The sequence below is a fragment of the Mucilaginibacter lappiensis genome (assembly GCF_900155965.1).
Lineage (GTDB): Bacteria > Bacteroidota > Bacteroidia > Sphingobacteriales > Sphingobacteriaceae > Mucilaginibacter > Mucilaginibacter lappiensis.
The window spans coordinates 186,180-199,248 of sequence record NZ_FTMG01000001.1 but is presented as its reverse complement, the minus strand read 5'-3'; the positions used below and the strand labels follow the sequence as shown (position 1 = coordinate 199,248).

General features: G+C 45.1%; 4 protein-coding genes. All 4 read right to left on the bottom strand.

All coding sequences use genetic code 11. The features are described 5' to 3' along the window. Position 1: 1 nt before the first annotated feature. From BW976_RS00775 to BW976_RS00760, 4 genes are read right to left on the bottom strand one after another with little or no spacing between them, the layout of a single operon-like run. Entirely contained in the window at positions 2–763 is a 762-nt protein-coding gene (locus BW976_RS00775) for an alpha/beta fold hydrolase (protein ID WP_076369426.1), read from the bottom strand. Beyond that, positions 754–1,053, bottom strand: a complete 300-nt coding sequence (locus BW976_RS00770) for an acyl carrier protein (protein ID WP_076369424.1) — start codon at positions 1,051–1,053, stop codon at positions 754–756. Before BW976_RS00770 ends, BW976_RS00775 begins: the two co-directional genes overlap by 10 nt. Next, complete coding sequence (locus BW976_RS00765) at positions 1,041–5,324, bottom strand: type I polyketide synthase (protein ID WP_076369422.1); 4,284 nt, start codon at positions 5,322–5,324, stop codon at positions 1,041–1,043. The genes BW976_RS00770 and BW976_RS00765 overlap by 13 nt, the downstream gene beginning before the upstream one ends. 27 nt (positions 5,325–5,351) lie before the next feature. Then, on the bottom strand, positions 5,352–12,395 hold the full coding sequence (locus BW976_RS00760; RefSeq protein WP_076369420.1) for a type I polyketide synthase: 7,044 nt from the start codon (positions 12,393–12,395) through the stop codon (positions 5,352–5,354). Positions 12,396–13,069 lie beyond the last annotated feature (674 nt).

The window sequence follows — 13,069 nt, the reverse complement described above, 5'->3', positions numbered from 1 at the left end:
TTTAGTTCATGAAAAATGTATTGATCATATTAGCAATCAATACAGGTTCTTGTATTGGTATGTTATGGTCGCCAGGCACAGGGGTAAGCTCTGACGTTTTTATTTTTTCATTGAGCTCTTTGCCGGTTTCCAGGCAGTTGGAGTCTGCTCCGTAAAGCAGTAGCGTTTCCTTGTTCAAAAGGGTGATCTGCGGCTCGTCGAGGAAATCCTTTTCGGCTATCATATCACTTTTGATGCTGGTTTGATAAAACAAGTACTCGTACATCCGGTGGTTACGTTCCATCTGTCGTTTACCCATTTTTACTTTGGTGGTATCGGTGAAATTCTCCACATAGTGCTCCAAAAACTCGCGACTGTAATCGTCAATAATACCGCGTGCTTTCTCATCCTTTGGATCAGGCGCCTCAATAACCACCAGTTTTTTTACTTTATCAGGAAAACGCAATGCCATTTTCAAGGCGATTAATCCACCAAAGCTATAGCCGGCCAAATGCACCGAATTTAAGTACAATGCTTCCATCAGGGCGTTCAGATCATCAGTCATGCTGTTGAGGTCATATCCGTGCAGGGTACGTTCGCTCATGCCATGGCTTTTCAGATCGTACATCACCACGTGGAAATGCTCGGCCAGAATGGGGGCTATATTAAAATAATAAACAGACAGGTTGCTGAACATACCATGAATCATCAGCACGGTTTCGGCCGCGCCTTTGTTCAGTTCCTGGATATGTACATCCCTGTTATTTACTTTGATTACTGGCATTCGTAAATGTAATTAATGATCATACCTAAGTTCAGATTGATGAGCTGATCAAGATCCATGGATGACAGCCAGCCGGTAAAATCGATCTGGTCGCCAAAATGGGCTTTTATTTTTTCGGAAAAGGATACAATCTCGATGCTGTCCATTTCAAGGTCTTTAGTGAAAGAACTTTCGGGGGTGATATCCATTTCCTCTACAAATTCTTCACCTATAACTTCGGTGATGAATTGTTTCATCAGATCAAATATTTCGTCCCGGTTCATTTTTGTTGTTGATGCTACTGTGTCCATCCGATTATGTAGTTTTTATGTTTTAGTGTCTTGATATAAATGTCATTAATGCGCAGTTCATCACCTTTGATCTCCTGAACCACGTATGCTTTGGGATTACCCTGCAAGCCTTTGCCCAGGTACTTGCCGTAAGCTTCTTTTGCTACCCAAAAACGGGTTGACCATTCGGCTTTATCCTTATCCTTTAACAAAGCTGTTTCTGCATCGGTAAACACCATATCAAAAAAGCCAGCACCGCGATCTTCTATAGTCTCTATGTCGATACCTACAGGTTTGTCATATTGAGCGATACCCACCGCATCAGTACCTTTATGAGCGATGGAAATATGGATACCATCTGCCAAACCACCGCTTGGATATGGTTTACCCAACTCATCGGCCTTTATTTCAAAGGTGATAGGGTAGCAGGCCTGTTGTTTTTGTTTATTGAGCAGGTTCCTGACTGCATCTTTTACAGCCACACGGCTGATCATCCAAATCTTCCGCTTATTGGGCATCAGGGTGTTATGGTGCTTTTTCTCGGCCTGGTTAAAATAGCGTTTCAGGATAAAATCCCAGGATACCACACGTGAGTAAGCCTGATGGAACATAAATATACCGGGCGCGATTTCTTCCGATAAACGGTTATGCAATGGCGACATGGATACGTTCCAAAGCGGTTCATCAATTTCCAGACGGCGGTTTTGCCAGCCAGAAATAATGGCCCAGATCTTACCGTTGCGTTTCATCACGAAATCAGCAGTGGCAAATTCATCATTCAGCTCTGTCAATACACAGGTACACTCAAATTGACCTTTTTGGTCTTCCATTGGTTCAAAGAACTCGATCTCCTGGATTTTTACAGGGAACGCGATACGGTCTTTAGTCAATGTTAATTGCAGCCATAAGCCGAATAGCTGCCCGGCATTATCCAGCAGAGAGCCTTTACCAGCGTCGCCTTCAATAATACCGGTAATGCCTTTTTTGCCTACGGCCGTTAAAGAGCGAATACCCTGGTAGCGCGGGCCATGGAACATATGCGCATCATAGATCTGCTCGGCGGTGCGCTGAATATCCAGCAGTTCGCCAACATCAAAACGCCTGTCTGGTGCCGGGCTGAGCTCGCGGGCCAGCTGAACTTCGGCATTGGCGAATTTATCCAGATCGAGGTAAACGCGTTGCTGATCTTTCCATTCGCCGGTAACGGTTTCACGGAATGGTTTTACCACGTTCATCCACTGGAACACCTTAATGTTCATAATCTTTTGCACCTGTTCGCCGGGCGACTGTTCGGCAGCTATTTCGCCAAACATTTCAAATATCATGGTCATTGGTATCACCGGATCCATATCCGCCACACTATGCCAGCCTTTGGGCTGACGCAGCAGGGAGTGGTCAATCAAATAAGGGCAATTATCCAAACTAACATCCAACTGTTTAGAAAAAGGAACCCTTTTTGCAGGAGCATTAGTTATCGTTTGTGGAGGCGCTACAGGTGGAGGTGGTGCCTGAACAGGTATCGATGTGGTTGTTCTCACCACAGGTTGTGCAGGCCTGTTTTGGAAAAACTGCATCATCTCATTCTGAATGCTGACCATTTCGGCCACGTTTTCGCTGAAAGCCCGCATGATTGGATCGGCAACGTCAACCAGCATTGCTTCATGATTTACAGGTACCTGTTGTTTAACTTGGGCAAGATTTTTTAATCCAGCCAGGTTATGTACAATAGGTGATCCTAATTCCAGTTTGATACCTTTTGTTGCAGCTGGCGAAGATTTCTTTTGACGACCCATAAAGTCAAGCGCAACTTCTTTGCCTTCCACAAATAGCGCTGCCAATACCCGTTGCAGCTGGTTTAAACCAGGACGTGTAGGTACGTTTGATGCTATGGTGCTAAAACCTTTGCCTTTTAAAGTATCGTCGATAAAACCGATAAGGCCGCCAGAGCCAACTTGTATAAAAACACGGGCGCCTTCGCTGTAAAGTTTTTCGGTAAGCTCACGGAAACGAACCGGTTTGATCAGGTGTTCAGCGCTTAGTTGCCTGATAGCTTCAAAACCCTCAGGATAAAGCTCCAATGTAGTGGCCGACCATAGCGGCGTAGTTGTTTTGCGGAACTGCATATTGCGCATCCCGTCCAATATCAGATCCAGTTTGTCAGCCACAAAAGGGGAATGGAATCCCGATTGAAAAGGCAGTATCTGGTGAAATATCTGTTTAGCTTTTAATATGGGTACCAGCTCGTCAAGCGCGGGTTTGCTGCCACAAAGGATCACTTGTTGTGGGCAATTATCGTTCGATAGGTATACATCTTTAATGCCGGCCATGATAGGCTCCAGCTGATTAATACCGCAACCCACCGCTATAAAGCGAGAATCTTTCAACTCAAATGTTTCGGGATTCAATACATCCAGCAGTTCCAGTACCGAGCTTTCCTCGGCCAGTTCAGATGAACGTGCTGCCAGCCATTCGCCCAGGCTGTGCCCGGCGTTCATGTCTGATTTTACACCTAACTGTTTAAGTGCGGAATCCAGGATACTGCTTTTGTTCAGTATGCCCAGTGCTTCGCTCAACAGGCCGTCAGCTTTAGTGTCATTATCCGGTGCGATGTTAAAATAATTGGATACGGTAGAAACCTCACCGCCTGCCAGGCCATCCAAACCAGGGAATACGAAGGCTACTTTACCGCCATCGTTAAGCAATGGGGCGTTGGTGTACCAAATATCTTGTTTATTGCGCCAGGGATTATTTTTGGCGGCTATCTTGGTTGCTTTTTTTATTCTTTCGGGTGTTGGGTCAAACAAGGCTATGCGGAAGTTGCCTTTTCCTTCCCTAAAATCTCCTGTCTCCAACGCGGTAATCAATGCTTCGTGGCTTTCACGGGCAAGTAATAATACTTCATCTTTTTTAGGAGCGTTAAAGCCTTCTAATACCACATGAGCGTTAATACCACCAAAGCCAAAGGCGTTTACACCGGCAAATTTAGGCAAACCTGATGCCGACCAGCTACGTGATGCTTGTACAGGCGAGAACCTGGTTTTTTCCATTTGGGCCAGTGGCGTTTCGCAATGCAGGGTGGGTGGCAAAGTATCATGATATAATGCCAGGCAGGTTTTAATGAAACCTGCTATACCCGCTGCCGGCATGGCATGACCAATGTTTGATTTTACCGATCCTATACCCGCATCTGGCAGTTCGGGATGGTGACCAAAAAACTGGGCCAGGGTTTGCAGTTCGATCTTGTCGCCCAGTGGGGTACCTGTACCGTGTGCTTCCAGGTAACCAATTCTATCTGTGGGTACACCTGCGTTTTCCCAGGCTTGCTCAATAGCTTTAAGCTGACCTTTTACCGCCGGACTCATCACGCTGGTGCCGCTGCCATCGCTGCTTACACCAACGCCTTTTATAACGGCGTAAATTTTGTCTTTATCGTTTATGGCATCTTCCAGGCGTTTTAAAACCACAAAGCCACAGCCTTCGCCAATAATCAGGCCATCGGCTGCTACGTCAAAAGGTTTTATTTTTTCCTGGCGGGATAGAGCTCCCAATTGCGAAAATATACTCCAGAAAGCGGCATTTTGACCGGTGTGTACACCTCCGGCTATGATCATATCGCAACGACCACTGTTCAGCTCCTGTACACCATGGTCAATAGCGATCAGCGAGCTGGCGCAGGCTGCATCCAGGGTGAATGCCACGCCGCCGAGGTTTAAGCGGTTAGCCACCAATGATGCCACCAGGTTGGGGATTAACCCCATAGCCGTATCGGCGCTGAAGCGTCCTTTACGCAATTGAAATTCCTGTTTTACTTTTTCTATTTCGGCATCGCCCAAACCGGGCAGAATCTCTTTAAGTAAGGAGGCGATCTGTTCGCCGGTGCGCACTATTTCAATGGCCCGGGTTGCACCAGGGCCGGTATAATTACCTTTACCAATAATGATACCCGTTTTATCGAGCGTAATGTTTTTAGCAAATACGCCGGCGTCTTCGAGGGCCTTATAGGCCAAGTCAAGTGTCAGCAAATGATCCGGCTCTGTACCTTCAACAGCTACGGGCAGGATTCCAAAACGACGCGGATCAAATTCATAGTCGGGTATAAAACCGCCACGGTTGCAGTAAAAACGATCCACAGCCGCTTCCCCTTTACTAAAATGCACCGGATCTATCCGATCCGGTGGCACTATTTGAGTGGAATCAACTTTGTTAATTATATTTTGCCAGAAGGTTTCAACATCGCCCGCTCCCGGAAAAATGCATGACATCCCTATTACTGCTACATCGGTTTTCTTCATGTGTGGAATGGTTTGGCTGATGTATAATTACCAATTGTTGCCTGCCATAATTAATACCTGGCTTTCTTTGCCGTATTTTAATTCATTTAAAAATATCTCGCGGCCATGTTGCAACGGTATTAATGCTATACCACGGCGTTCATATTCTTTTTCGAGGGTTGGCGATACCATGCCGGCGCCTTTCCACGGACCCCAGTTAATAGACATTACTTTACCATTGATGCGTTTGTTCAATGCCCAGGCGTATTTGTCCAGTACACTGTTGGCAGCGGCATAATCTGTTTGTCCGCGGTTACCATAAACCGATGCAATGCTCGAGAACAGGATTACAAACTGTGTTTCAGGACGTAGCTGCTCAGCCAGGATACGCAATGGTTTTACCTTAGTATCGAAAACGCGGCCAAACGATTCCGGTGTTTTGCTTTGGAATAGTTTATCTTCCAATAAACCGGCACCATGTACTACGCCATCTATACGGCCATATATTTCATAAGTATCATCAATAAAGCTGCTTAAGCGAGGCTCGTCGCATAGGTCAAGTGATTTATATACTACGGTTGAACCGCCTGCTTCCATTTGAGCAATGGTGCGCATTACCTGGTTGTTTTTGTAGATGCGGGCAGTTTCCTGTTCAATTTCGGCAGGTTTTTTAATAACACCCTGTTTGATCACATAAGCGCGGATCTCGTCTTTTGATTCCAGTGAATCGGCAGCACTTGCCCCCGCTTTTCTTGGATCGGCAGAGCGGCCTACCAGGATATAAGTACAAGGATAATCCTTAGCAAAGTGGATCATCAATTCGGAAGTGATGCCCTGCGCTCCGCCGAATACGATCACAACCGATTTTTTATCCAATTTAATGTGTGATTCTTCCAAACCGGTGATCAGCTGTGAAGGTATCAGTTCCATTATATGTCTTTGATGACCCTGGTAGATCACTTCCGATGGTTTATCGGGATTAAGGAGTTCTTTTAATGTGATATCGGCTATTTCTTCCGCCGTCATCGGAGTGCCTAAGCTTACTACGCGACATTTAGTATCTTCAAATTCACGATCGAGGCTTTTGAAGAAACCCGGATAGCCCTGGTAACGCCTTAATAGGCTGATGTCTTCAAATTCATTCAGATGCAACATGGTATCTGATATGATATAAACCCATTTTACGGTTTCAAAATCAAGTTTCTTGATCAATGCGAAATGGTCAATGATACCCACTGTTTTTTGCGAGGCAAACATATTGAGGATGATCAAACCCTGGTAGCCTTGCAGGTTTCCGCCGGCATATACAATGTCGGCTATAGCGCCGCGTTGTTCCAGTAAATGCTTGATCTTGATGGCTTGTATGCCGCCGTCGTCGGTGATAGCAAAGCGTTGCCCTTTGATAATAGCATCTTCTGCGGTTGATGCTTTGGTAGGAGTAAGCTCAAAACGCAGGCGCGACAGCGTTTCATCAGTTGTTGTTTCGGCAACTGGTTCTTCTATGAGTTTTTTGGCTTCGGTAACCAAACCAGTGGTTTCTGCTTCTATTTCAGCTATCCAATTGGCTAAGCCGTTCAATGTTTTAATAGCTGCCAGTTTTTCCATCATATCATCTGCCTGCTCATTTGCTTTTCCAAAACCTATTTGCAGTTTCAGATCGCCAATGATCTCCATGCGTTTGATCGAGTCGATGCTCAGATCGGCTTCCATGTCCAGATCCATGCCCAGCATTTCCTGCGGATAGCCCGTTTTTTCGCTTACTACGGATAATATAGCCGCTTTCAAATCTTCTAATGAAAATTTTGCTTTTGTAGTAGCCTGTACGTTGACTTCTATGTTAACTGTGGCAGGCGCAACCGTGGTAGTTTGCGCTGTATTTTCGTTGATCCAGCTTACCAAACCGCTCAGGGTTTTAATACCGGCCAGTTGCTCCATCATGGTATCTTCGCTCTTGTCGCCATGGCTAAAACCGCCCAGTTCGGTGCGTAAAGTACCGATGATCTCCACCCGTTTAATGGAGTCTATGCTCAGATCGGCTTCCAGGTCCATCTCCATACCTAGCATATCCTGCGGGTAACCGGTTTTATCGCTTACTACCTGTAATAATACCTGTTTAACATCTTTTTGTACGGCAACTGGTGCTGCAGCCGGTTGTGCGATGGCTTTCACTTCCTGTTTAACTTCAACGGGAGCTGCTACCGGGATAGGTTGCTGAACATAAGCTTGTTGCTGATATTGCGGTGCCTGTTGGTAAGCCATTGGGCTGCCCGGGTTTTGCCCTAAAAAGGACATCATTACATCTCTCTGGGCCTGTATCAGCATTTTCATGCTGTTCAGGTATTCCTGCATCATCAATTCAGCACCTGAATTTACGATAGTGTGCGTTTCAGTTCGTACTTCGTTGTTTTTCATTTTAATAGGTTCAGTGATAGGCAGGGCACCGTTTGCGGGCAGCTTTCCATTAGCCGGAATAGCTTGCTGACCATTTACGTACCAAACAGCGGCGCTTTTTTTGTATAAAGCTGGTTCGTCCAGATTTAACAATTTAGCATCACGGCCTTCAAATAGTTTTTCAATATGGATGTTACGGCCTGTGGCCATATAGTCGGCCAGCATACAAAGCAGGTGGGTGAGTTTGTTGCGGCTGTTATCTTCGGCAAATAACAATACTTCATCTTTACCCAGGCAGGCTTTGGTTAAGCCGGTTAATACTTTTCCCGGGCCAACTTCAATAAATATCCGGGCACCTGCGGCATACATTTGCTGTACTTCTTCCACAAATTTTACCGGTTTTACCAGGTGGTCTGTCAGGCGTTCTTTTATTTCGTTTGCTTTAACAGGGTATGCTGCTGCGGTGGTGTTTGACCATACCGGCAGATTGAGGTCGTTAAAGTTTACCCCGGCAATTACTTCAGTATACAGTTCTTTTGATCTGGCTACCAGCGGGCTATGGAACGCGCAGGCAACTTCTAGTTTCCTGGCTGATATTTTTGCCGTTTTAAGTGTTTCCATTAAGTTATGTATGGCAGGAGTAGTGCCCGCTAATACACATTGTAACGGAGAGTTATAATTAACCGGGTAAACATCTTTTAAGCCCGAAATGATCTTTTGTAGTTCGTCCTGTGTAGCATTTACGGCTATCATAGCACCGGCATCGCCATCAACAACGGCATCTAAAATAGATTGCGCACGTTTGGCGCTCAGGTTTACCAATTCGCTTTCGTCGAAAGCACCGGCAAAACACAGGGCCGGCAACTCGCCATAGCTGTGACCTGCAACCATATCGGGTTCAATACCCATGTTTTTCAGGAAGTTGGCCAAAGCCAGGTCAACAATACCCAGTAATGGTTGTGCCATGCGGGTATCTTTGATAGCTTCTTTTTGGTCTTTTACCAATTCCGGATCAAATGCGGCATTCGGGAACAGTACTTTTTCATATTCAGGGTATTGTTTCAGCAAAGTACGCATGGCCGGGAATACCACGAACAGATCGCGGGCCATATTGATGCGCTGACTTCCCTGTCCCGGGAACATGAACGCTACTTTACCTTCCTGCTTTTTAACAATATAGGTGTCTTTGCTTTCGATGCCGGAGAGGGCTAGTTCAACCTTCATCATCAGATCGTCGGCATTATCCGCAACAATACTTAGTTGTACCGGTTTGGTATTGGCTGTCGCGAGGCTGAAAGCGATGTCTCTCAGGTTAATATTGCCATTGATCTCCAGTAAAGCTTTTACTGAGTTCAGTTTTGTTTTGGCTTCATCATAAGTATCACCCCGGAAAACAAAAAGCTCCGATGGCCATGATGTTAACACCGGGTTTTGCACCGATGAAGGGCCGCTGCTTTCAATTACGGCGTGGAAGTTGGTTCCGCCAAAACCGAAGGCACTCACACCTGCGTAACGTTTATCATCCATCCATAAACCGGCTTCGGTATGGAAAGCGAACGGACTGGTCTCGGGATTGTAAAATCCGTTTGGTGTTTTTAAATGTATGGTTGGTGGTTTTATACCATGATAAACCGCTAAGGAAGCTTTGATCAATCCGGCTAAACCAGCGGCGCACTTGGTATGTCCGATCTGTGTTTTTACCGAGCCCAGGTGTGTTTGACCTGCCAGGGCGCCTGATTGATTCAGCATGTCTGTCAACGCGCTTAATTCAGTTTTATCGCCAACCACGGTACCTGTACCGTGCGCTTCAACCAATCCTAATAATGACGGGGTGATGCCGGCTTGTTCGTAAGCACGTTCCAGTGCACGAACCTGCCCGATTTTGCGGGGAGCGGTTAAGCCTAGTGCTTTGCCATCGCTTGATCCGCCAACGCCTTTGATCACGGCATAAACGCGGTCACCATCGCGCAGGGCATCTTCATGTCTTTTCAGCACGATCATGGCTACACCTTCGCCTAAAGCAATACCATCAGCTTCACCATCAAATGTGGCGCAGCGACCTTTGCGCGATAGGGCATGGGTGCTTGAGAACATCAGGTAATCATTAATACCGTTGTGCAAATCAGCGCCGCCGGCCAGTACCATGTCTGATTTTTCAAGGAACAATTCCTGGCAAGCCAAATCAATGGCAGCTAATGACGATGCACAGGCGGCATCTACTGTAAAGTTACGACCACCAAAATCCATCCGGTTGGTGACACGGCCAGAAATTACATTAGCCAGAATACCCGGGAAGGAATCTTCAGTGGTTTTTGGCAGAGCAGCGTCCACTTCAGGCGGGATTTCGCCGAATACCTGTTTGTAATATCCTCTGAAACTATAACTGTTGGCCAAATCGTTGCCACCTTCGGCGCCGATAATCACGGATACATTATCACGGTCGAAATTACCGTTGCTATAACCGGCGTTTTCCATAGCTTGTTTAGCAACCAGTAAGGTTAACAGTTGTGTTGGCTCAATGGCGGCTAGTGACTGCGGTGGTATCCCAAATTCAAGCGGATCAAAATCGATCTTTGGAATAAAGCCGCCCCATTTGGAGTGCGACATGTCGTCTGCGGTAGATGCAGGATCGTAATATAATGCTTTATTCCAGCGCTCATCGGGTACTTCGGTAACGCAATCTTTTCCTAAGATAATATTGCGCCAGTATTCTTCAATATTTTTTGCTTCGGGGAAGATACAAGCCATACCCACGATAGCCACGTCAAGCGAACGCTCGGTTGACTCTGGGGCGGCAGGTAAAGCCGCGCTCAAGATATGCTGATAATTGTTTTCGGCAACATCCTGGTGCAGTTCCAGCAGGGAAATAACTTTGTTGTGCATTACCGCCACCTGACCAATCATATACATGCCCAGGTTTAGCTGGTCGGCTTCGTCGATAGTTACCAATTCGTCACCGCGGCGTTCAATACCTTTGGCGGCTATACGCAACCTGCCAACGTTAAGGCTTTCCAGTTTCTCCCAGATTTCTTTTTTGTCGATACCAGCTTTTTGTAATTTGGCTTTCTCTGTACTAAAGAAATCGGCGAATGCGGTATTCAGACAACGGGTTTCATGACCCGGTGCTGTTTCCAGCAACACGGTATCCTTAGCCTGCATAGCCTGCTCCTGGAATTTATCCTGTATGGCACCGGTAATAACCGCTTCTTTAGTATATAAGTAAGCAGTACCCATTAGTACACCTACTTTTACGCCTTTGGCCGCTAATGGTGCCGCCATTACCGCTATAAAAGCAGATGAAAAAGCATCATGTATACCACCGGCAAAAAATACGCTGATCTCCTCGGGCTTATCTTCTTTTAACAGGCGTTCAATTTGTTTTTCCCAAAGTACCATGCTGGATAGGGGGCCAACGTGACCACCGCATTCACGGCCTTCAAAAACAAAGCGGCGGGCGCCTTCTTTCAAAAACATGTCCAGCAAGGAAACCGACGGAACATGTAAAAATGTTTTTATACCCACTTTTTCAAGCGGTTTAGCCTGTGATGGCCTACCACCGGCAATCAGTACCACAGGTGGTTTTGCTTCCAGGATGTATTGCATTTGCTCATCGCGCAGTTCCTGCGGTGCAAAACCAAGGATCCCTACACCCCAGGTTTTTTTACCGGCGAGTTTTTTGGTATCCATCACCAGTTCTTTGGCGCGCGGCCCTTTTAATAATGATAACGCGATGAACGATAAAGCACCGGCTTCTGCTACAGCATCGGCAAAGGGAGCTACATCGCTTACGCGGGTCATTGGGCCCTGGGCAATAGGGTAGGTGATGTTAAGATCTTTTGCTAAAGCATTATTTGGTCTGATCACGTTTAACGCACGTGCCTGGTTCAGGTGACCGTACATGGCTTCTTTGATGCCAAATACCAGTTTGTCCAATTTTTTGTACCGGTTAACCAAATCGGTAGCCAAGGCAATGTCCTGCCCCATGGGGATATAGCTTTTCTCCGGATTAAGATCGGTGAAATAAGCTTTAAGATCGTTATAAGTAGTGTTTTCTGGCAGGGCAGGGGAGTTTGGACGAACCAACACCCTGCAGTTGTCGATCAGTTTGGTTTCGGTACCGCTTAATTTGGTGCAAAGTTCCTTCAATTCTTTTGGTGCCGAGCATTCCGGAAACAAGGCCAATTGGCTGTCAAGTACGATACCAGCTGCTCCTTGCGCAGATAATGCTGCTGCAGTATGAATGCCTACGCCACCCTGTACCCAAACCGGGATGTCTTTTACCTCCTGTATAACGCGCTGGAATAATATGTATGAAGATTCATAAGCCACATTGCCAGCGCCCTCGTTACCTTTAATGATGATGCCATCAGCGCCCTGGGCTTTAGCCAGTTTTGCAGAAGCAAGGTCATTTACCTGATAAATAAGCTGGGTGTTTTTGGGCTGTTTGATCTTTACTCCGAATGGCACGATGATCATGCTCACCTGTTCGGGCAGTTTGATATCGCTGATATCAATTCCCGCAAAACAAACTCCAAAATCGATTGAGCTACGGCTTACTAAGCTTTCAAGCGCTTCTTCGGCGAGGGTTTTATTGAGCCCGAGACTCAATACAGGAAAAGCTCCCGCGTGATGCAGATCAAGTGCAAGCGATACATCGGGTTTTTCGAAGGGGGTTAATCCAATTATTGCACGTTTTTTCATGATATAGGGTAGATAAAATGTTAAAATAGATGGCTATCTGCAAAAACTACCATACAAATCCCAGATGAGGATATAGAGAACACTAAATATTATGGCAGATGAAAATAATAAATCAATCTTATACTTTAATCAAAAAGTAATAATTTAACAACAAAGACATCTTAATCTTATTAATTATACAATAATACCACTATATTTTTATATTTATGCACAGTGAATACAATGAACAAAAAAAGAACAAAATGAAAAAATGGTCCTTAAACATATGTTAACAACCTAATATTATGTTGTTTATCATTGAGGTTAAATGATTTACCGTAAATAATAATGATAATTATTGGTTAAAAAATAGATTCTCTTGAGTTAAATATCTTTATTGGGTACAATTTTGACCAATTTGTTAATGTTTATTTAAAGCAGGATTTACTTTGGAAGGGTTGGTTTAAATATAAAAAATTATTTTATTAAATTGTTGATATTCAATTATTTAATATTTAGTACTATAGCGCTCATTTAGCAAATATTTGAACATCAGGGGTTTCAGATATAATAACAATTAAGGGCTTACAAAAGTTATTTGTGGTACTATTTGAAATTTATATTGCCTCTGGTGCTAAAAAAATAAACTAATGTGTAAGTATTTGTCAAAATCCGGTTAATGAAGAGTTTTTTTA